The sequence below is a fragment of the Microbacterium sp. NPDC064942 genome (assembly GCF_049545525.1).
Classification (GTDB): domain Bacteria; phylum Actinomycetota; class Actinomycetes; order Actinomycetales; family Microbacteriaceae; genus Microbacterium; species Microbacterium gawkjiense.
This window is the reverse complement of record NZ_JBMWDR010000004.1, coordinates 147,885-168,803: the sequence shown is the minus strand read 5'-3', so window position 1 is coordinate 168,803 and position 20,919 is coordinate 147,885. Positions and strand designations below refer to the sequence as shown.

Annotated in this window: 21 protein-coding genes; 2 read left to right on the top strand and 19 right to left on the bottom strand. The window is 71.5% G+C overall.

Translation table 11 applies throughout. The features are described from left to right. Nucleotides 1–14: 14 nt before the first annotated feature. The 12 genes from acs to pyrR form a co-directional block, all read right to left on the bottom strand. The gene (gene acs / locus ACPEH2_RS09280; protein WP_359918713.1) at nt 15–2,033 is read right to left on the bottom strand and encodes an acetate--CoA ligase; all 2,019 of its coding nucleotides are present in this window, start codon (nt 2,031–2,033) and stop codon (nt 15–17) included. Then, nucleotides 2,030–2,854, bottom strand: coding sequence for an ABC transporter permease (locus ACPEH2_RS09275; RefSeq protein ID WP_359918715.1), 825 nt, complete (start codon nt 2,852–2,854; stop codon nt 2,030–2,032). The genes acs and ACPEH2_RS09275 overlap by 4 nt, the downstream gene beginning before the upstream one ends. 2 nt (nt 2,855–2,856) lie before the next feature. Then, the gene (locus ACPEH2_RS09270) at nt 2,857–3,879 is read right to left on the bottom strand and encodes an aliphatic sulfonate ABC transporter substrate-binding protein (RefSeq protein WP_359918717.1); all 1,023 of its coding nucleotides are present in this window, start codon (nt 3,877–3,879) and stop codon (nt 2,857–2,859) included. After that, on the bottom strand, nt 3,876–4,715 hold the full coding sequence (locus ACPEH2_RS09265; protein WP_359918718.1) for an ABC transporter ATP-binding protein: 840 nt from the start codon (nt 4,713–4,715) through the stop codon (nt 3,876–3,878). Before ACPEH2_RS09265 ends, ACPEH2_RS09270 begins: the two co-directional genes overlap by 4 nt. Nucleotides 4,716–4,791: 76 nt before the next feature. Further along, nucleotides 4,792–5,688 (bottom strand): guanylate kinase, encoded by an 897-nt coding sequence (gene gmk / locus ACPEH2_RS09260; protein WP_064002068.1) that lies wholly within the window; start codon nt 5,686–5,688, stop codon nt 4,792–4,794. Continuing rightward, nucleotides 5,681–6,544 (bottom strand): orotidine-5'-phosphate decarboxylase, encoded by an 864-nt coding sequence (gene pyrF, locus ACPEH2_RS09255; protein WP_359918720.1) that lies wholly within the window; start codon nt 6,542–6,544, stop codon nt 5,681–5,683. Before pyrF ends, gmk begins: the two co-directional genes overlap by 8 nt. Next, nucleotides 6,541–9,828: a carbamoyl-phosphate synthase large subunit gene (gene carB / locus ACPEH2_RS09250; protein ID WP_359918722.1), complete on the bottom strand. Its 3,288-nt coding sequence runs from the start codon at nt 9,826–9,828 to the stop codon at nt 6,541–6,543. Before carB ends, pyrF begins: the two co-directional genes overlap by 4 nt. Then, nucleotides 9,821–10,984: a glutamine-hydrolyzing carbamoyl-phosphate synthase small subunit gene (gene carA, locus ACPEH2_RS09245; protein WP_359918724.1), complete on the bottom strand. Its 1,164-nt coding sequence runs from the start codon at nt 10,982–10,984 to the stop codon at nt 9,821–9,823. The genes carB and carA overlap by 8 nt, the downstream gene beginning before the upstream one ends. Then, entirely contained in the window at nt 10,981–11,514 is a 534-nt protein-coding gene (locus tag ACPEH2_RS09240) for a hypothetical protein (RefSeq protein ID WP_253035574.1), read from the bottom strand. Before ACPEH2_RS09240 ends, carA begins: the two co-directional genes overlap by 4 nt. Next, nucleotides 11,511–12,815, bottom strand: coding sequence for a dihydroorotase (locus ACPEH2_RS09235; RefSeq protein WP_359918725.1), 1,305 nt, complete (start codon nt 12,813–12,815; stop codon nt 11,511–11,513). Before ACPEH2_RS09235 ends, ACPEH2_RS09240 begins: the two co-directional genes overlap by 4 nt. After that, on the bottom strand, nt 12,812–13,783 hold the full coding sequence (locus ACPEH2_RS09230) for an aspartate carbamoyltransferase catalytic subunit (RefSeq protein WP_217531931.1): 972 nt from the start codon (nt 13,781–13,783) through the stop codon (nt 12,812–12,814). Before ACPEH2_RS09230 ends, ACPEH2_RS09235 begins: the two co-directional genes overlap by 4 nt. Beyond that, on the bottom strand, nt 13,780–14,310 hold the full coding sequence (pyrR, locus tag ACPEH2_RS09225; protein ID WP_064002075.1) for a bifunctional pyr operon transcriptional regulator/uracil phosphoribosyltransferase PyrR: 531 nt from the start codon (nt 14,308–14,310) through the stop codon (nt 13,780–13,782). Before pyrR ends, ACPEH2_RS09230 begins: the two co-directional genes overlap by 4 nt. Nucleotides 14,311–14,418: 108 nt before the next feature. Here pyrR and ACPEH2_RS09220 point away from each other — a divergent pair, with 108 nt between their 5' ends. Together ACPEH2_RS09220 and ACPEH2_RS09215 are read left to right on the top strand one after the other, a co-directional pair. After that, nucleotides 14,419–14,937, top strand: coding sequence for a hypothetical protein (locus ACPEH2_RS09220; RefSeq protein WP_359918728.1), 519 nt, complete (start codon nt 14,419–14,421; stop codon nt 14,935–14,937). A gap of 167 nt (nt 14,938–15,104) precedes the next feature. Beyond that, nucleotides 15,105–15,917, top strand: coding sequence for an endonuclease domain-containing protein (locus ACPEH2_RS09215; RefSeq protein ID WP_359918730.1), 813 nt, complete (start codon nt 15,105–15,107; stop codon nt 15,915–15,917). Nucleotides 15,918–16,032: 115 nt separating this feature from the next. Here ACPEH2_RS09215 and nusB read toward each other — a convergent pair whose 3' ends face one another. From nusB to aroC, 7 genes are all read right to left on the bottom strand, one after another. Beyond that, complete coding sequence (nusB, locus tag ACPEH2_RS09210; protein ID WP_359918732.1) at nt 16,033–16,440, bottom strand: transcription antitermination factor NusB; 408 nt, start codon at nt 16,438–16,440, stop codon at nt 16,033–16,035. Between the two features lie 7 nt (nt 16,441–16,447). After that, on the bottom strand, nt 16,448–17,008 hold the full coding sequence (efp, locus tag ACPEH2_RS09205; RefSeq protein ID WP_217531939.1) for an elongation factor P: 561 nt from the start codon (nt 17,006–17,008) through the stop codon (nt 16,448–16,450). 91 nt (nt 17,009–17,099) lie between these two features. Beyond that, nucleotides 17,100–17,543 (bottom strand): type II 3-dehydroquinate dehydratase, encoded by a 444-nt coding sequence (locus ACPEH2_RS09200; protein WP_359918734.1) that lies wholly within the window; start codon nt 17,541–17,543, stop codon nt 17,100–17,102. Between the two features lie 9 nt (nt 17,544–17,552). Further along, nucleotides 17,553–18,086 carry a GNAT family N-acetyltransferase gene (locus ACPEH2_RS09195; RefSeq protein ID WP_359918736.1) on the bottom strand — a complete coding sequence of 178 codons (534 nt, stop codon included), beginning with the start codon at nt 18,084–18,086 and terminating at the stop codon, nt 17,553–17,555. Beyond that, nucleotides 18,083–19,162: a 3-dehydroquinate synthase gene (gene aroB / locus ACPEH2_RS09190; RefSeq protein ID WP_064002082.1), complete on the bottom strand. Its 1,080-nt coding sequence runs from the start codon at nt 19,160–19,162 to the stop codon at nt 18,083–18,085. Before aroB ends, ACPEH2_RS09195 begins: the two co-directional genes overlap by 4 nt. Further along, nucleotides 19,159–19,704, bottom strand: coding sequence for a shikimate kinase (locus ACPEH2_RS09185; RefSeq protein WP_359918738.1), 546 nt, complete (start codon nt 19,702–19,704; stop codon nt 19,159–19,161). The genes aroB and ACPEH2_RS09185 overlap by 4 nt, the downstream gene beginning before the upstream one ends. Next, complete coding sequence (gene aroC, locus ACPEH2_RS09180) at nt 19,691–20,917, bottom strand: chorismate synthase (RefSeq protein WP_359918740.1); 1,227 nt, start codon at nt 20,915–20,917, stop codon at nt 19,691–19,693. The genes ACPEH2_RS09185 and aroC overlap by 14 nt, the downstream gene beginning before the upstream one ends. Nucleotides 20,918–20,919: the final 2 nt, after the last annotated feature.

The window sequence follows — 20,919 nt, the reverse complement described above, 5'->3', positions numbered from 1 at the left end:
CGGGATGCCGCGTGTCAGGCCGCGGCGAGGGCGGCGGCGATCTCTGCGACGGCGTCGGGGTTCTGCAGCGACGTGGTGTCGCCGAGCGGCGCGGGCTCGCGGCCGGCACGGCGGTCCTGCTCCGCCTGCCACAGCTGGGCGAGCAGGCGGCGGAGGATCTTGCCGGAACGGGTCTTCGGCAGGTCCGGGACGACGAGCACATGGCGGGGCTTGGCGACCGGCCCGATCTCGCGCGCGACGTGCGCGCGGAGGTCGGCGGCATCCGGCCTCCCCGCCCCGGACGGGACGACGAAGGCCGCGACCGCGTGGCCGGTGACGGGATCGGCGACACCCGTCGTGCCCGCCTCGCCCACCGTCTCGTGCGCCACGAGCACCGATTCGATCTCGATCGTCGACAGACGGTGACCGGAGACGTTCACGACGTCGTCGAGTCGTCCGAGGATGCGGATGTGGCCGTCGGCGTCGCGGGTCGCGCCGTCGCCGGCGACGTAGTAGCCGCCGTACTCCCCGTGCCCGGCGTAGGCCGACCAGTACGCGTCGCGGTAGCGGTCCGGGTCACCCCACACGGTCCGCGCCATGCCCGGCCAGGGGCGGCGCACGACGAGCGTTCCCGAGCGTCCCGGCGGGACCTCGCGGCCTTCGGCGTCCACGACGGCCGCGTCGATCCCCGGCAGCGGGACGGTCGCGGAGCCGGGCTTCAGGGTCGTGACGCCGGGCAGCGGGGCGATCATCGCCGCACCGGTCTCGGACTGCCACCACGTGTCGACGACGGGCACCTCGTCGCGGCCGAACGTGCGACGGAACCACACCCACGCGGCGGGGTTGATCGCCTCGCCCACGGTGCCGAGCAGGCGGATGCGAGACAGGTCATGACCGGCCGGGAGCGCGTCGCCGAACCAGGTCATGAAGGTGCGGATGAGGGTGGGAGCCGTGTAGTAGACGGTGACCCCGTAGCGCTCGATGATCTCCAGATGACGCTCGCGGTGCGGCGTATCGGGCGTCCCCTCATAGATGACCTGCGTGAGACCGTTCGAGAGCGGCCCGTAGATCTCGTAGGTGTGCGCGGTGACCCAGGCGAGGTCGGCGGTGCACCAGTGCACGTCGTCGGGCTTCGCGTCGAAGTGGGCCCAGTGCGCCCAGCTCGCGTGCGTGAGGTACCCGCCAGAGGTGTGCACGAGGCCCTTCGGCCTGCCCGTCGTGCCGGAGGTGTAGATGATGAAGAGCGGATGCTCCGCCTCGAACGCCGGCGCCGCGTGGACGGGCGCCGCCGTGTCGACCACGTCGTGCCACCAGACGTCGCGACCCGGGGTCCACGCGACCTCGTCGCCGGTGCGCCGGACGACCAGCACGTGCTCGAGGGCCGGAAGTCCCGCAGCCGCGCTGTCGGCGGCGGACTTCACCTCGACCGCTCCCCCGCGGCGGAACTGCCCGTCGCTCGTGACGAGCAGCTTCGCGCCCGTGTCCTCGAGGCGGAACCGCAGCGCCTCGGCCGAGAACCCGCCGAACACGAGCGAATGCACGGCGCCGATCCGTGCGCACGCGAGGGTGATCACGACCGTCTCGACGAGGACCGGCAGGTAGACGACGACGCGATCGCCCGGACGGATGCCGAGGGCGGTGAGCGCGTTCGCCGCCTGCGACACCCGACGCTGCAGGTCCGCGTACGTGACGGCGGTGCGGTCGCCGGGCTCGCCTTCGAAGTAGAGAGCGACCTTCTCACCTCGCCCGGCGGCGACGTGGCGGTCGACGCAGTTCACGGCGACGTTCAGGGTGCCCCCGTCGAACCAGCGGGCGACCGGGACGGCCAGTGTGCCGTCGTCGGAGCGGGCGGGGGGCTGCCAGTCGAGCGCGGTGTGCCAGGGGGTCGTCCAATCCAGGCGCCGCGCGGCACGCTCCCAGAAGGCCAGGGGATCCGCGGCAGCCTCCCCGTACGCATCGGCGGTCACGTTGGCCTGCGCGGCGAACGTGGGCGGCGCCGGGTAGGCGCGGGTCTCGACGAGGCGCAGCTCGTCGTCTGCGGTCGTCGAAGTCATGACCACTTCCGCAGGACACGGCGCTGGAGCAGGGTGACGAGCGCGTTCGAGAGCACCCCGAGGCCCGCCAGGATCACGATCGCCAGGAAGATGCGGTCGACGCGTCCCGTGCTCTGCGAATCGGTAAGCAAGTATCCGAGACCCATCGAGGCGGAGATGAGCTCCGCGGCGACGAGGAACAACCACGCCTGCGCGAGCGCCAGGCGCAGACCCGAGACGAGGGAGGGGACGGTCGCCGGCAGCTGGACGGTGCGGAACAGCTCCCACCCGCGGAGACCGAACGAGCGCGCCATCTCGACGAGGTGCGGATCGACATGGCGGAGGGCGCCCGCGACGGTCGTGAAGACCGGGAAGAACGCGCCGATCGCCACCAGCGTCACCTTCGGCTCCTCGCCGATGCCCATCCACAACAGCAGGAGCGGCACCAACGCCAGCGACGGGATCGCGCGGAAACCCGCGAGGATCGGGCTGAGGAGGACGTCCCCGGAACGGGTCAGCCCGACGACCGCGGCGACGGCGAGGCCCACGACGGACCCGACCGCGAAGCCGAGGACGACGCGCTGCACCGAGATCGCGATATGACGCCAGAGCGTGCCGTCCTCGGCGAGACGGACCGCCGCGTTCACCACGTCGACTGGGGCCGGCAGGCGATAGGTCGGGATCACCCCGAACGCCGTCGCCGCCTGCCACAGCGCGAGGAGGGCGACGGGGACGACGAGACCGCCTACGACGCGGACGCTCGTGCGGGACCAGAACGGCCGCACCGCCGCCGCGCCCGAGGGCGCCGCGGCGGTGGTGGTCGCCTCTGCGGAGGCCGTCACGATCAGCCTGCGGCCTTCTCGGCGAACGTCGGCTCGATGATCGTGTCGAGCGCCGTGTCCACGGCATCCTGCCCACCGGTCACCGCGTCGGAGTCGACGAGCACCGGAGCGATCTTCTCGAGGACCGCCAGCTGGGCGTCGCCGGGGATGGCGCTGACGTCGAGGTTCGAGCGCTCGGAGATGACGGTGGTCGCGACGGCGGGGTCGATCCCGGCGACCTCGGCGAGGAGCGCCGCGGTCTCGTCGGGGTTCGCCAGAGCCCACTCGCGGGCTTCCTCGTATGCGTTGACGACGACCTGCGCGACGTCGGCGTGGTCGGTGAGGAACTCCTCGGTCGCGTTGAGGAAGCCGTACGAGTTGAAGTCGACGTTCCGGTAGATCAGCTTGTCGCCCGACTCGACCTCGGCGGCCGCCATGATCGGGTCGAGACCGGCCCACGCGTCGACCGATCCGCCGTCGAGGGCCGAGCGGCCGTCGGCGTGCTGCAGGTTCTGCACCTCGACGTCGGAGACGCCGAGTCCGGCCGTCTCGAGCGCCTGCAGCAGGAAGAAGTACGGGTCGGTGCCGCTGGTGGCCGCGACCTTCTTGCCCTTCAAGTCGGCGATCGAGGTGATGTCGCTGTCGGGGCCGACGACGATCGCCGACCATTCGGGCTGCGAGTAGACGTCGATGACCTTGATCGGCGAACCGTTGGCGCGGGCCAGCAGCGCGGCGGAGCCGGCCGTGGAGCCGACGTCGAGCGAACCGGCGCGCAGCAGCTCGTTGGCCTTGTTCGACCCGGCGGACTGCGTCCACTCGACGTCGACGTCGTCGCCGAGCGCTTTCTCGATGAGGCCCTGGTCCTTCACGACGAGGCTCAGCGGGTTGTAGGTCGCGAAGTCGATCGACAGCGTGTCGGTGGACCACTCCCCCGTGCTCTCGGTGGTGGAGGCGGCGTTCTCGCCGGCCAGGCACCCCGTGGCCATGAGCATCACCGCTCCCGCCACGACGATCGTGGGGACGGTGCGGCGGATGACGGTGCTCATCGGGTCTCCTGAGGGGTCGAGCGGTGGGTGTCGACGCCGAGTCCGTCGAGGAGCTCGGCGCGGAGGTCCGTGAAGCCGCGATCGGCGCGGTCACGGGGGCGGATGCCGGGGACCTCGATCACGCGTGCGATCGAGGATCCCCGGGATCCGGCGTCGATCGCACGCAGCTGCAGCACGCGGTCGGCGAGGTAGAGGGCCTCCTCGACGTCGTGCGTCACGAGGACGACGGTCGTCGGTTCGGCGGAGTGGATGTCGAGGAGGAGGTCCTGCATCCGCAGCCGCGTGAGCGCGTCGAGGGCGCCGAACGGCTCGTCCAGCAGCAGCACCTCGGGTCCGCGGGCGAGGGCACGGGCGAGGGACGCGCGCTGCGCCATCCCCCCGGAGACCTCGCTCGGGCGACGCGCCGCCGCGGTGGTCAGCCCCACGAGGTCGAGCAGCTCGGCGACGCGGGCTCTCGTCGCGGCGCGCGCGGTGCCGCGCGGCATCCCGAGTTCGACGTTCTCGGCGATGCTGCGCCACGGCAGCAGGCGCGGCTCCTGGAAGGCGACGGCGGTGCGCTCGTCGGTGTCGCGGAGCGGCGTGCCGTCGACCGTGACCGACCCCGCGGTCGGGGTGTCGAGGCCTGCCAGCAGACGCAGGAGCGTGGACTTGCCGCACCCGGACGGGCCGACCACGGCGACGATCTCCCCGGGGTCGATCGTCAGGTCGACGCCGCGGAGCACCGGGACCGCGCCGTTCACGCCGGCGAAGGTGCGTTCCACACCCGCGAGCGACACCGCTCCGGGTGCCGCGGCGGGACTCGACGCAGGCGCGGTGGCGGTCAGAACGGTGGACATGCGTCCAGCTTTCCGGACCGCCGCCGTCCCGCCTCATCGGCTGTAACGGTCTGAAACGAATCGTTCCCGGCGGGCGTCAGCGGGCGAGGTCCGCCACTTCGGCGGCAGCCCGGGCGACGTCGTCGTTCACGACGCGGTAGTCGAACTCGCCCTGCGAGGCCAGCTCGACCCGGGCGGTCTTCAGGCGGCGTGCCCGCTCCTCCTCGCCCTCGGTGCCCCGCCCCACGAGGCGGTTCACGAGCTCGTCCCAGCTCGGCGGCAGAAGGAAAACGAGCGTCGCGTCCGGCGCGGCGGCCCGCACCTGACGCGCACCCTGCAGGTCGATCTCGAGCAGCACCGTCCGTCCTTCGGCGAGGGCGGCGTCGATGGGACGACGCGGCGTGCCGTACCGGTAGGCGTTGTGGACCGTCGCGTGCTCGAGGAGCTCGCCGTCGCGCACCATCCGGTCGAACTCCGCGTCGTCGACGAAGAAGTAGTGCTCCCCCTCGACCTCGCCCGGCCGGGGCGGCCGCGTCGTGGCCGAGACCGACAGCAGGATCTCGGGGTGGTGCTCCTTGATGTGCGCGGCGACGGTGCCCTTGCCGACCGCGGTCGGGCCGGCCAGGACGATCAGCCGACTGCGCTCGGCGCGCGCGCGGGGCTCGGGCAGGCGACGGTCGAGGTACTCCTGCAGCACCTGACGCTGACGGATGCCGAGACCGCCGATCTTCTTCACCGGTGCGATCTGCAGGTCGGCGAGGATCCGGTCGCGCTTGCCCTCGCCGATGGCCGGGATCGCGGTCAGGAACTCAGTCACGCGCATGGCGGCCGCCGCGGACTGGGGCTCGGCCCACGCGCGTCGCAGGAGGTCCTGCGGGCTGATGACGCGCGTCGAGACGTCGCGCTTGAGCGCGGCACGCTCGCGGCGTGCCGCGACTGCGCGTCGCGATGCGGCGGCGCGGTCGACCTCGGGAGGGGTGCGGGAGTCAGGCATGTCGTGCGTCCTGGAGTTCGGAGTTGTGTGTGTCGATGGCCGCGCCGATCCCGTCGGGACCCGCGCCGAGGATGCTGCGGCTCGCACTGGCGAGCACCTGCGGAGCGAGCGGACCGAACCGCTCGGTGAGGTCGCGCAGGCGGGCACCCTGCGCGCCGAACCCCGGGGCGAGGATCGATGCGCGGTGCAGCGAGGCATCCGACAGTCCGAGGTCGGCGCGTTCCACTGTAGCCCCGACGACGAACCCCACCGGTCCGAACCTGTCGTCCCCGACGACGGCCGACGCGTTGGCGGCTCCGGCACGCTGCGCGACCCAGTCGGCCACCGTCTGGCCGCGCTCCGCGTCGACCGCCGTGACCTCGGCGGACTGGAGGCCGGCCGCCTCGGGGTTGCTCGTGGCGGCGAGGACGTAGACGCCCTTGCCCGCACGCACGGCGGTCGCGATCGTGCCGCGCAGGGAGTCCGGGCCGAGGTACGGGCTGACCGTCACGGCATCCGATTCCAACGGGGATCCGGCTGCGAGCCACGCCTCGGCGTAGCCGTCCATCGTCGTGCCGATGTCGCCGCGCTTGGCGTCGGCGATCACGACGAGGCCCGCGGCGCGCGCCGTGCCGATGACCTCCTCGAGGGCGGCGAACCCCGCCGACCCGTACCGCTCGAAGAACGCCACCTGCGGCTTGACGACACCGACGCGGGTGCGCGCGGCATCCACCACTCGAAGGCCGAACTCGCGGACGCCCGCAGCGGATGCCGGGAGCCCCCACGCGTCCAGGAGGGACGCGTGGGGGTCGATCCCGACGCACAGCGGGCCGCGGGCGTCGACCGCCGCGGCCAGCCGTGAACCGAATGAGGTCACACCGTCGCCTTCCGGTCGGCGGCGTACTCCTGCAGGCTCCGGACCGCGAAGCCCTCGCGGAGGACCGGCATCGCGGACACCGCCGCGCCGAGGACGGCCATCGTCGTGAACAGCGCCTTGTCGGCGGCCACGGCGGCGGCGCGGATCTCGTACCCGTCGGCGCGGGCGATGCCGCCCGAGGGCGTGTTCACGACGATGTCGATCTCGCCCGCGTTGATGAGGTCGACGACGTTCGACTCACCGGAGTCCTGCGTCTCGGAATACTTCGAGACGACCTCCACCCGGATGCCGTTGCGGGCCAGGATCTCGGCCGTGCCCTCGGTGGCGATGAGCGTGTAGCCGAGCTCCTGCAACCGGTGGGCGGGCAGGATGACGGCGCGCTTGTCGTCGTCGGCGACCGACAGGAACACGGTGCCCGAGGTCGGCATCCCGCCGTACGCGGCCGCCTGGCTCTTCGCGAACGCCGTCGGGAAGTCCCGGTCGATGCCCATGACCTCGCCGGTCGAGCGCATCTCGGGGCCGAGCACGGAGTCCACGGTGCGGCCGTCGGCGGTGCGGAACCGCTTGAAGGGCAGCACGGCCTCCTTCACGGCGACGGGGGCGTCGAGCGGAACGCGAGAGCCGTCCTGCTCGGGCAGGAGGCCTTCGGCGATGAGCTCGGCGATCGACGCGCCCGCCATGATGCGGCTGGCGGCCTTCGCCATCGGGATGCCGAGGGCCTTGGACACGAACGGCACGGTGCGCGATGCGCGCGGGTTGGCCTCGATGACGTACAGGACGCCGGCCGAGACCGCGAACTGCACGTTCAGCAGGCCACGCACCCCGACGCCCTCGGCGATCGCGTGGGTCGCGGTGCGCACGCGGTCGATCTCGCCGCGTCCGAGCGACATCGGCGGCAGGGTGCACGACGAGTCGCCGGAATGGATGCCGGCCTCCTCGAGGTGCTCCATGACGCCGCCGATGTAGAGCTGCTCGCCGTCGAAGAGCGCGTCGACGTCGATCTCCACGGCGTCGTCGAGGAATCGGTCCACGAGCAGCGGCGCGTCCTCGCGGATGATCGCCTGGTCGGCGATGCGGACGAAGTAGTCGCGCAGGCTCTCGGTGTCGTAGACGATCTCCATGCCGCGTCCGCCGAGCACGAAGCTCGGGCGCACCAGGACGGGGTACCCGATCTCCTCGGCGATCGCGATCGCCCCCGCCTCGTCGGTGGCCGTGCCGTGGCGCGGCGCCATGAGTCCCGCCCGGTCGAGCAGCTGCGAGAACTGCTCGCGCTCCTCGGCGATGTCGATCGCGGCGGGCTTCGTGCCGAGGATCGTGTAGCCGGCGGCCTCGATCCCCTTCGCGAGTCCGAGCGGGGTCTGACCGCCGAGCTGGCAGACGACGCCGACGATCTCGCCCGACTGCGCCTCGGCGTGCAGGACCTCGAGGACGTCCTCGAGCGTGAGCGGCTCGAAGTAGAGCCGGTCGCTCGTGTCATAGTCGGTCGAGACCGTCTCGGGGTTGCAGTTGACCATGATGGTCTCGAAACCGGCATCCGACAGCGCGAAGGACGCATGGACGCACGAGTAGTCGAACTCGACGCCCTGGCCGATGCGGTTCGGGCCCGAGCCGATGATGACGACCTTGCGGCCCTCGCTCGGCGTGACCTCGGTCTCGCGGTCGTACGAGGAGTAGTGGTACGGCGTGAGTGCGGGGAACTCGCCCGCGCACGTGTCGACGGTCTTGTAGACCGGGCGCAGTCCGATACCGTGACGGATGCCGCGCACCTCCGCTTCGCCGAGGCCGCGGATCTCCGCGATCTGGGCGTCGCTGAAGCCGTGGTCCTTCGCGAGGCGCAGGACGTCCTCGGTCAGGTCGTCGGCCTCGCGGATGTACTCGGCCACCTCGTTGATGAGGATCATCTGGTCGAGGAACCACGGGTCGATCGCCGTCGCCTCGAACGCCTGCTCGAGCGTCGCGCCCTTGCGGAGCGCCTGCTGCAGCACGACGATCCGGCCGTCGGTCGGGATCTTCGCGATCTCGAGGAGCTCCTCCACCGAGCGCTCCTCGGGGCCCCAGTGGAAGCTCGAGCCGCGCTTCTCGAGGGAGCGCAGCGCCTTCTGCAGGGCGGTCGTGTAGTTGCGGCCGATCGCCATCGCTTCACCGACCGACTTCATGGTGGTCGTGAGCGTCGTGTCGGCGGCGGGGAACTTCTCGAAGTTGAAGCGGGGCACCTTGACGACGACGTAGTCGAGCGTCGGCTCGAAGCTCGCGGGCGTCGCCTTCGTGATGTCGTTCGGCACCTCGTCGAGGCGGTAGCCGATCGCGAGCTTCGCGGCGAGCTTGGCGATCGGGAAGCCGGTCGCCTTCGAGGCGAGCGCCGAAGAGCGCGAGACACGCGGGTTCATCTCGATGACGATGATGCGGCCGGTCTGCGGGTCGACGGCGAACTGGATGTTGCAGCCACCGGTGTCGACGCCGACGGCGCGGATGATGTCGATGCCGATGTCGCGGAGCTTCTGGTACTCCCGGTCGGTCAGCGTCAGCGCCGGCGCCACGGTGATCGAGTCGCCCGTGTGCACGCCGACCGGGTCGACGTTCTCGATCGAGCAGACGACGACTGTGTTGTCGGCGGTGTCGCGCATGAGCTCGAGCTCGTACTCCTTCCAGCCGAGGATCGACTCCTCAAGGAGCACCTCGGTCGTGGGAGAGTCGCGCAGACCCGCGCCGCCGATGCGGCGGAGGTCCTCCTCGTCGTACGCGAAGCCGGAGCCCAGCCCGCCCATCGTGAAGGAGGGACGGACCACGAGCGGGTAGCCGAGCTCGGCGGCACCGGCGAGCAGGTCGTCCATGGTGTGGGCGATGACGCTGCGGGCGACATCGGCGCCGGACTCGAGGACGAGCTCCTTGAAGACCTGGCGGTCCTCGCCCTTGCGGATGGCGTCGACCTTCGCGCCGATGAGCTCGACGCCGTACTTCTCGAGGATGCCGCGGTCGTGCAGCGCCATCGCGGCGTTGAGCGCCGTCTGGCCGCCGAGGGTCGGCAGGATCGCGTCGGGCTTCTCCTTGGCGATGATCGTCTCGATGACCTCGGGGGTGATCGGCTCGACGTAGGTGGCGTCGGCGAAGTCGGGGTCGGTCATGATCGTCGCGGGGTTCGAGTTGACGAGGATGACGCGCACGCCCTCCTCGCGGAGGACACGGCACGCCTGGGTGCCGGAGTAGTCGAACTCGCAGGCCTGACCGATGACGATCGGGCCCGATCCGATGACGAGGACGCTGTTGATGTCGTCGCGCTTAGGCATTCTGGGTCGTCTCCTGAGTGGCGATCACGAGGTCGCGGAAGCGGTCGAAGAGGTAGTTGGCGTCGTGCGGGCCGGCGGCGGCCTCGGGGTGGTACTGCACGCTGAACGCCGGGAGATCGAGGGCGCGCAGGCCCTCCACCACGTTGTCGTTGAGACCGACGTGGCTCACCTCGACGCGGCCGTAGCCGTTCGGGCTGTCGATGACGCCCTCGATGGGCGCGTCGACGGCGAACCCGTGGTTGTGCGCCGTGATCTCGACGCGACCGGTCGTCTTGTCGAGGACGGGCTGGTTGATGCCGCGGTGCCCGAAGGGCAGCTTGTACGTGCCGAACCCGAGAGCGCGGCCGAACAGCTGGTTGCCGAAGCAGATGCCGAAGAAGGGCAGGCGCGCATCCAGCACCTCGCGCAGCAGCGCGACGTGACGGTCGGATGCCGCGGGGTCGCCGGGGCCGTTCGAGTAGAAGACCGCCACCGGGTCGATCGCCTGGATGTCGGCGAAGGTGATCGACTGCGGGAGGACGTGCACCTCGAACCCGCGGGCGGCGAGGTTGTTCACGGTGGCCTGCTTGACGCCGAGGTCGAGGATCGCGAGGTTGCCGACCTTCTCCCCCACCGCCGGGGTCACCTCGGCGGCGGCGACCGAGACGTCGGCGGACAGGTTCTGCCCGCTCATCTCGGGCGCCTCGCGCACGATGCGCAGCTGCTCGTCGTCGGTGAGGGATGCGGCATCCCCCGAGAACACGCCACCGCGCATCGAGCCGGCGGAGCGGAGCACACGCGTCACCGCACGGGTGTCGACGCCGCTGATCCCGACGATGCCGTCGCGGACGAGGGCGTCTTCGAGCGAGTGGTCGGCGCGCCAGTTCGAGACGATGCGCGACGGGTCCCGGAGGACGTAGCCCGACACCCAGATGCGGCGCGACTCGTGGTCCTCGCCGTTCATGCCGGTGTTGCCGATGTGGGGCGCGGTCTGCAGGACGATCTGACCCGCGTAGGACGGGTCGGTGATCGTCTCCTGGTAACCGGTCATCGCGGTGGCGAAGACGACCTCGCCGAGGGTGGTGCCGCGCGCGCCGTAGGCGTGACCGGGGTGGCGGGAACCGTCTTCGAGGACGAGAACGGCGGGTTCGGGAGCCTGGAATCTCTGAATGCTCATGCGTCGCTTCCGGGAGTCTGCTGGGGGGAGGTGGGAGTGGGGGTGGCGGGGAGGATCCCGGCGATCGCGTCGGCGAGCGAGCGGGCCGAGGTGTCCTGCGGGCGGAGGTAGCTGTCGACGAGAGTGCCCTCGGGCGTCGTCCACGCGACGCGGACGAGCCCGTCGCGCTCGACGACCCGGTCGATGGCGACCGTGGCCTGTCCCGCGTCGACGAGGCGGTCCGCCGCGAGGAAGACGCGCGGCTGGCCGGTCAGATCGAGCGCGACGCCGCGGTCGGTGACGGTGACGTCGACGCGCGAGCGGAAGGCGAGCCCGCGGATCGCGAGCCGCTCGAGCGGCTCGTCGTGGCGCGTCGTCGCGACGTACAGTCCCTCGGACCGCAATCGCGTCGTGGCGCCGGCCGGCGCCTCGCCGACGGGAGCGGTCAGGCCCGCATCCCGCCGGGATCGTCGTCGCCACGCGAGGAGGCCCGCGAGGATCAGGAGCGCCGCGACCGCCGCCATGATGAGGCCGGCGGCCTCGCGGCTCACGGGGCGACCTCGTCGACGACAACGCCGTCCGCCACGGTCTGTCGCCCGCGGAAGAACGTCGCACGCACCTCGCCCGGCAGCTCCCGCCCGAGGTAGGGCGAGTTGACGCTCCGGCCCCGCAGGTCGTCGGTGCCGAACGCCCGGACCGGGGCCGCGTCGTAAAGGGTGAGGGATGCCGGCGCTCCGACCGCGAGCGGCGTGCCGGCGTCGGCGAGGCGGCCGATGCGGGCCGGAGCGGTCGACATGACGCGCGCCACGTCGGCCCACTCCAGCAGACCGGTCTCGATCATCGCGGCGTGGACGACGCGGAGCGCCGATTCGAGCCCCACCATGCCGTTCGCCGCCGCCTGCCACTCGCACGTCTTCGCCTCGGCGGGGTGCGGCGCGTGGTCGGTCGCGACGATGTCGATCGTGCCGTCGGCGAGACCCTCGCGAACGGCCATCACGTCCTCGTCGCGCCGCAGCGGCGGGTTCACCTTGAACCGCGGGTCGTAGCCGCGGACGAGCTCCTCGGTGAGCAGCAGGTGGTGGGGCGTGACCTCGGCGGTCACGTGGATGCCGCGCTTCTTGGCCCACCGGATGAGGTCGACCGATCCCGCGGTGGAGAGGTGGCACACGTGCAGGCGCGATCCGACGTGCTCGGCCAGCAGCACGTCGCGGGCGATGATCGACTCCTCGGCGACCGCCGGCCAGCCTGTGAGCCCGAGCTCCGCCGAGACGGTGCCCTCGTTCATCTGCGCGCCCTCGGTGAGCCGCGGGTCCTGCGCGTGCTGCGCGACGACGCCGTCGAAGGACTTCACGTACTCCAGCGCGCGCCGCATGATGAGCGGGTCGAACACGCAGAAGCCGTCGTCGCTGAAGACGCGGACGCGGGCCCGCGACGACGCCATGGCGCCGAGCTCGGCGAGCCGCTCCCCCTTCTGCCCGACCGTGACGGCGCCGATCGGCTGCACGTGGACGTAACCCGCGGCCTCGCCGAGGGCGAGCTCCTGCTCGACGACGCCGGCCGTGTCGGCAACGGGTGAGGTGTTCGGCATCGCGAAGACGGTCGTGTAGCCGCCCGCGGCAGCCGCCCGCGATCCGGTGAGGATCGTCTCGGACGCCTCGTAGCCGGGCTCGCGGAGGTGGGTGTGCAGGTCGACGAGTCCCGGCAGCGCGATCAGGCCGTCGGCATCCACCGTCCGCGCCCCGGCGGCGCTGAGTCCGGAACCCAGCTCGGCGATGACACCGTCCCGGATCAGGATGTCGGCGGCGATGCCGCCGTCGATCCGCGCTCCGCGGATGAGGGTGGTCTCGGTCATCGGGCCTCCTCCTGTGCGTCGTGGGTGGGTCGCTCCCCCGCCAGGAGCAGGTAGAGCGCCGCCATGCGCACCGACACCCCGTTCGCGACCTGTTCGAGAACGGTCGAGCGTGGCGAATCGGCGGCGTCGGCGGAGATCTCCAGACCCCGGTTCATGGGTCCGGGATGCAGCACAATGCTATCGGTCGGCAGGGCGGCCATCCGCGCGGCATCCAATCCCCAGCGCCGCGAATACTCCCGCTCAGTCGGGAAATAGGCGGCGTTCATCCGCTCGAGCTGGATGCGGAGCATCATGACCGCGTCGGGGGCGTCGGCGATGGCCTGATCGAGGTCGTAGAGGACGGTGACCGGCCACGCCGTCACGTCCTGCGGGACGAGGGTCGGCGGCGCGACGAGGGTGACGCGCGCCCCGAGGGTCGTGAGCAGCCAGACGTTCGACCGGGCGACGCGTGAGTGCAGGATGTCGCCGACGATCGCGACGTGCAGGCCCGACAGGTCGCGACCCCGGCTGTCGTCGCCGAAGAAGCGCTTGCGGATCGTGAAGGCGTCGAGCAGCGCCTGCGTCGGGTGCTCGTGGGTCCCGTCACCCGCGTTCAGGACGCCGGCGGAGATCCATCCGCTCGTCGCGAGCGTGTGGGGGGCACCGGAGGCGCCGTGGCGGATGACGACGGCGTCGGCCCCCATCGCCTGCAGGGTCTGGGCGGTGTCCTGGAGTGACTCGCCCTTGGAGACGGACGACCCCTTCGCCGAGAAGTTGATGACGTCGGCGGAGAGTCGCTTGGCCGCCGCCTCGAAGGAGATGCGGGTGCGGGTCGAGTCCTCGAAGAAGAGGTTCACGACCGTCTTGCCGCGGAGCGTCGGGAGCTTCTTGATCTCGCGCGACTGCGTGTCGCGCATGTCCTCGGCGACGTCGAGGATGCGGAGGGCGTCGGCGCGGCCGAGCGTGCGGGTGTCGAGCAGGTGTCTCATGACGCGATCGTCACCTCCTCGGCGCCGTCGACGTCGGCGAGGCGGACGTTGACGCGCTCGTCGCGCGAGCTCGGCAGGTTCTTGCCCACGAAGTCGGGCCGGATCGGCAGTTCGCGGTGACCGCGGTCGACGAGGATCGCGAGCCGCACGGCGGCGGGACGGCCGATGTCCTGCAGCGCGTCGAGCGCCGCGCGGATGGACCGCCCCGAAAAGAGCACGTCGTCGACGAGGACGACCGTCTTGGCGTCGATCCCGCCGGCGGGGATCTCCGTCGGGCGCGGGGTGCGGGTCGGGTTGCGGTGCAGATCGTCGCGGTACATGGTCACGTCGAGCGCGCCGACCGGGACGGTGGCTCCGGTGAACGAGGCGATGAGTGCCGCGATCCGCTCGGCGAGGGTGACGCCGCGGGTGGGGATCCCGAGGAGCACGAGCCCGTCGGGGCCCTTGTTCGACTCGAGGATCTCGTGAGAGATGCGCGTGAGTGCGCGGGCGATGTCGCTGTCGTGCAAGACGATGCGCGAAGTCATCCGCCGCTCCCTTCTCCGCCTCACAGGACGGTGTTAAAGGTTGCTTGTGTGCGACCAGTCTAGCGGGGTGCGCCCGCTCGGCATGCCAGGATGACTCCGGGGGAAGACATGACACCTGTACGCACGACCATCGTGGTGAGCGGGACGGTCCTCGTCGTCCTGTACGCGCAGCTGATGTACGTCGTCACCCAGATCCTCACACCGCTGTCGACCGTGCCGGGGCGGACGCTCGGCCAGATCGCCGTCGCCGCCGAGGCGGCCGGTGAGCCCGTCCTCACGCCCCTCGCCGTCGCCCTCCCGCTCGTCGGGGTCGCGCTGGCGGCGGCCGTCCTCGTCGCCGCGATCATGTTCCGCGTGTTCCGGACGGAGTGGGTCGCGCTCGCGTACCTCGCGCTGCTCGTCTGCGGTCTGCCCGCCTACTTCGGCGTGGCCTTCGGAGTCGGGATGTCCCTCGGCGACCTCGGTGACGTGCTGCCCATCGACGGCTCGGACTCCGAGGTCGGGCTCGTCCTCGTGAGCACGAGCTTCGTCGCCTGCTTCCTCGTCCTCGGCGTTGGGGCGGGGGTCCTCGTGCACCGCGCCGGGCGCGGTGTCGGGAAGCTCGCCGCCTTCCGCCCCGCACGCTGAGATCTGCGTTCGAGCGGAGGGATGGCGGCCCGCGCGTCCGCTGGAAGGCCGATCTCCGCTCGAGGGCCGGCCCCTGGGTCCCTCCACACCCGCTGCGGGCGGATCACTCGCCCACAACGAACACGCGCGCGCATGATCGCATGCGGCCATCGGGGCACGCTCGACGGATGGATATCCGCGAGTGGGTGCGGCACCGCGGCGGCGTGGTGCGGACTTCAGATCTTCGGGATGCCGGGTTCTCCCGACATCGGATCGGCACGGCGGGCCTGGAACGACCGCGCCGCGGCTGGGTCGCCGAGCAGGGAGCCGATCCCCTCCTCTACAGCGCGGCACGCGCGGGCGTGGTCCTGACGTGCGTCACGCAGGCGCGGCGGCTCGGTCTCTGGACGCTGGACGACTCCTCACGGCCGCACGTGAGCGCGCCACCGGCATCCGGCGCCGTTTCTGCGCGCGGCGCGCGCGTCCACTGGAGCGCGCCGCTGATCGCACGCGTGCCGGGCGCGCTGGAGGACCCCATCGAGAACGTCCTCGCGATCGTCGCGGAGTGCCGGCCGTTCGAACAGGCGCTCGCCGTCTGGGACTCCGCGCTGCGGCAGGGCCTGGTGTCCGCGGCGGTCATGCGACGCTACGCCCTCCGTCCGGCCGCGCGGCGCGTGCTCGAGGATGCCTGTGCTCACCTCGATTCCGGCCTCGAGACCTTCGTCTCGGTCCGTCTCCGCTGGATTCCGGCCACCGTCCACCCCCAGGTGTATCTGCACGGTCACCGGGTCGACTTCCTCATCGGGGCCAGGCTCGTGCTGCAGATCGACGGAGGCCATCACGTCGGAGCACAACGCGATGCCGACAACGCGCACGACACCCTCCTCGCCCTGCACGGCTACACCGTGGTCCGAGTCGGATACACCGACGTCGTGGAGCGGTGGCCCGACGTCCAGGATCGGATCCTCCGGGCGCTGGCGCAGGGCCTCCACCTCGCCTGACCGGGCTTCCGTCCGGCGGAGATCTGCGTTCCCGCGGACGGATGCCGCCGCAAACGTCCTCGCGAAGGCGGATCTCCGCTCGAGCGCAGCGACGCCGCCCGCCGGATGCCGCGTGTCAGCTCCGCGCGATGCGGGCGAGCACGCCGTGCACGAACGAGCCGGAGTCGTCGGTCGAGAACTCCTTCGCGAGCTCGACGGCCTCGTCGATCGCGACGGCCGTGGGCACGTCGGCGTTGTGGAGGATCTCCCACACGCCGATGCGGAGGATCGCGCGGTCGACCGCCGGCATCCGCTCGAGCTTCCAATCGCGGGCGTGGGTGACGATCTGCTCGTCGATCTCGCTCTGCGTGTCGATGACGCCGTCGACGATCTCGCGCGCGTAGAGCCACGACGCCTCGCGGGCGGGCTCGCTCGCGGCGCGCTTCGCCTCAGCGGCGAGGGTCACGGCGAGCTCGTCGCCGCGGATGTCGGCCTGGTACAGGATGTCGAGGGCGCGCTTGCGCGCCTTACTGCGTGCGCTCATTGACGGGTCAGCTCACGCGGCCGAGGTAGTCCCCGGTGCGCGTGTCGACCTTGACCTTCGTGCCCTGCTCGACGAAGAGCGGGACCTGGATCTCGTAGCCGGTCTCGAGGGTGGCGGGCTTCGTGCCGGCCGACGAACGGTCGCCCTGCAGGCCCGGCTCGGTGTAGGTGATCTCGAGAACGACCGACGCGGGCATCTCGACGTACAGCGGGTTGCCGTTGTTCAGCGCGATCTGGACCTGCTGGTTCTCGAGCAGGTAGTTCGCGGCGTCACCGACGACCGTCGAGGACACGCTCAGCTGGTCGTAGTCCGACACGTCCATGAAGACGTAGCTGTCACCGTCGTTGTAAAGGTAGGTGAAGTCGCGGCGGTCGACGTTCTCGATCTCGATCTTCGCGCCCGCGTTGTAGGTGCGGTCGACGACCTTGCCCGAGACGACGTTCTTGAGCTTGGTGCGGACGAAGGCGCCGCCCTTGCCCGGCTTCACGTGCTGGAACTCGACGACGTTCCAGAGCTGTCCGTCGATGGACAGGACGACGCCGTTCTTGATGTCTGCAGTGGATGCCATGAGAGTGCGGTTTTCCGTTCGATGAGTTCGGGGGCCGGAGCGGCCGACGATCGATTCTACGGGATGCCGCGGCATCCGCCCCGGGAACGGGTCAGTCCGCGAGCCGGGCGAGCAACGCGCGGGTCGCCTCGGCGTACCCCGCCACCCCGCGACCGACGACGTGGACCACCGCGACGTCGGCGACGTAGGAGTGGTGGCGGAACGCCTCGCGCGCCATCACGTCGGAGATGTGCACCTCGGCGACGGGCAGGGCGACACCCGCGAGGGCGTCGCGCAGGACGACGGAGGTGTGCGTCAGTCCCCCGGGGTTGATGACGATGCCGGCGCAGTCGGTGCGTGCCGCGTGGATCGCGTCGATCAGCACACCTTCGTGGTTGCTCTGCACGGCGCGCACCTCGTAGCCGGACTCCGCCGCGCTCCTTGCGACCAGGGATTCGACGTCGGCGAGCGTCTCGGTGCCGTAGACATCGGGTTCGCGGATGCCGAGCAGGTTCAGGTTCGGTCCGTTGACGAGCAGGAGGCGGCGGGTCGACACGTCAGCACCCTATCGGGCGGCCCGGTGCATCTGGATCTCGTACCCCGCTGCGGTGTCGACGCCGAGCCCCGTCGGCGTGAACCCGAGCCGGCGGTAGGCCGCCTGCGCCCGCGCGTTGTCGGTGTGGACGTCGAGCGTCAGTCCGTTTGCGCCCGCTTCCTCCGCCCACGCGGCGGCCGCCTCCACGAGTGCGTCGAGGATGCCGCGGCCGCGGTGATCGGCGTCGACGAAGACCCCGACGAGGTCGGCCTGGGGCGCGTCGACGGTCCGGCCGAGGGTGTCGGTCGAGCCCGCCGCGCGCAGCAGCACGGTCACCGAGCCCACCCACCGCTCCCCCGCGACGGCGACGAACTGCGCGGCGTCTTCGCCCATCGCGGCATCCGCGGTGCGCTGCTGCCAGAAGTCGTCGGCCTGGGCGAGCGCCTCCTCGGCGGTGGAGAGGAAGGCGATCGATGCCACCGGGTCCCGCAGTGCCCTCAGACGCAGATCCCGGACCTGTCGCCACTCCTGCAGGCGCACCCGCCGGACGACGGCATCCGTCACCCCGCGACCTCCTGGTACGCCGCGAACAGGATCGACTCGTCGGGCGCCTGCATGACCGTCGGCTTGCCGATCGCGTCGAGGACGATGAAGCGCAGCATCCCGCCGCGGGCTTTCTTGTCGCGCTGCATGACGCCGAGCAGGTGCTGCCACCCGTCCATGCGGTAGCTCACGGGGAGCCCGAGCAGATCGAAGATGCGGCGGTGCCGGGCGACGTCCTCGTCGGAGAGGCGGCCGGCGAGGCGCGAGAGCTCCGCGGCGTACATCATGCCGATCGAGATGGCGGCGCCGTGGCGCCAGCGGTAGCGCTCGGCGTGCTCGATGGCGTGTCCGAGCGTGTGGCCGTAGTTGAGGATCTCGCGCAGGCCCGCCTCGCGGAAGTCCTCGCTCACCACCCGCGCCTTCATCTCGATGGCGAGCTCGATGCAGCGGCGGAACTCCGCGGTCGTCGGGTCGACCGCGGCCTCCGGGTCGCGCTCGACGATGTCGAGGATCTCGGGGAACCAGATGAAGCCCGCCTTGACCACCTCCGCGAAGCCCGCCACGGTCTCGTTGCGGGGCAGGGTGTCGAGCACGTCGAGGTCGCAGATCACCGACCGCGGCGCCCAGAAGGCGCCGACGAGGTTCTTCCCCTCAGCCGTGTTGACCCCGGTCTTGCCGCCGACGGCGGCGTCCACCATGCCGAGGACGGTGGTCGGGATCTGCACGATCTGCACGCCGCGCAGCCAGGATGCCGCGACGAACCCGGCGAGATCGGTGACCGCGCCGCCGCCGAAGCCGATGACCGCGTCCGAGCGGGTGAAGTCGGCCTGGCCCATGACCTGCCAGCAGAAGGCGGCCACCTCGATGCGCTTGCCGTCCTCGGCGTCGGGCACCTCGGCGGTCAGGACCTCGAGGGTGCCGTCGGCGAGGAGCGTTTCGCGCAGGTCGGCGGCCTTCGCGCCGAGCCGCGGCGTGTGCACGACGAGCACCTTCTTCACCGTGGGCGCGAGGTGCTCGCGGACACCGGCGAGGAGCCCGCGTCCGACGTGGATGTCGTACGGCGTCGCTCCCGTGACGCTGATGGTGGTGTGGCTCATTCGTGTGCTCCGGGGGGGTCGGCGGAGGGGGCTGCCCACTCCGCGATGGCGGTCACGATGTTCTCGAGCGGGCCCGACGAGGTGTCGAAGGTCGCATCGGCGACAGCCTCGTAGACGGGACGCCGCTCGGCGTAGATGCGCTCCCAGCGGGCGATCGGGGTCTCGTCGCCCGCGGCGAGCAGGGGGCGGGTCGCCGCCTCGCCGAGCCGACGCGCGACGACGCGCGGTGCGACCGTCAGGAGGGCGACCCGGTGCGCCTGCAGCCGCTGCCGGGTGGTCTCGTCGAGCACCGCGCCCCCGCCGAGCGACACGACGCCCCCGGCCTCGAGCGCCGCCGCGACGGCGTCGCGCTCGAGCACGCGGAAGTGACTCTCGCCGCGCGTCGCGAAGATCTCGGCGATCGGGCCGTGCTGACGGACGATCGCGGCGTCGGTGTCGGTGAAGCTGCGGCCCAATCGCTTCGCGACGCGCTTGCCGACGCTCGTCTTGCCGGCCCCCATGGGGCCGATGAGGACGATCGCCTGGCGCTCAGGCGAGGTCATGCGCGAGCAGCGCCGCCTCTGACGCAGGGGTCGTCTTCAGCGTCTCGGGGATCGCCGCGAGGTAGGTCTCGAGGTTCCGCCGCGTCTCGCGCACGCTGTCACCGCCGAACTTCTCGAGGACGGCATCGGCCAGGACGATCGCGACCATCGCCTCGGCGACGACGCCGGCCGCGGGGACCGCGCAGACGTCCGAGCGCTGGTGGTGCGCGGCTGCGGTGTCGCCGGTGGCGACGTCGACGGTGCGCAGCGCGTGCGGGATCGTCGCGATCGGCTTCATGCCCGCGCGGACGCGCAGGACGGTGCCCGTCGACATGCCGCCCTCGGTGCCGCCGGCGCGGTCGGACGCGCGGGTGATGCCGTCCGCCGTTGCGAAGAGCTCGTCGTGGGCCGCGGATCCGCGGCGGCGCGTGGTCTCGAACCCGTCGCCGACCTCGACGCCCTTGATCGCCTGGATGCTCATGAGCGCCTGGGCGAGCTTGCCGTCGAGGCGGCGATCCCAGTGCACGTGGGAGCCGAGGCCCGGGGGCAGTCCGTAGGCGAGCACCTCGACGATGCCGCCGAGGGTGTCGCCGTCCTTCTTGGCGGCATCCACCTCTGCGACCATGCGCTCGGAGGTCTGCGGGTCGAAGCAGCGCAGCGGATCGGCGTCGAGGGTCGCGACGTCGTCCGGACCGGGGAGCGCGGAGCCCTCGGGCACCTGCACGGGACCGATCGACAGGGTGTGGCTGACGAGGCGGATGCCGAGCTCGGAGAGGAAGCCGCGGGCGATCGCGCCGAGCGCGACGCGCGCCGCGGTCTCGCGGGCGCTGGCGCGCTCGAGGATCGGGCGGGCCTCGTCGAAGTCGTACTTCTGCATGCCGACGAGGTCGGCGTGGCCGGGACGGGGGCGCGTCAGAGCGGCGCCGCGCCCGCGCGAGCGCTCGGTCATCTCGACCGGCTCCGGGTTCATGACCTCGACCCACTTCGGCCACTCGGTGTTGCCGATGCGCAGGGCGATCGGGCTGCCCAGCGAGAGGCCGTGCCGCACGCCTCCGGAGAGGTTCAGCTCGTCCTCCTCGAACTTCATCCGCGACCCGCGTCCGTAGCCGAGCTTGCGGCGGGCGAGGTCGGCGCGGATCGCGTCGAGCGAGACGGGCACGCCGGAGGGCAGACCCTCCATGATGGCGACGAGTTCGGGGCCGTGGGATTCGCCGGCGGTGAGCACGCGGAGCATTG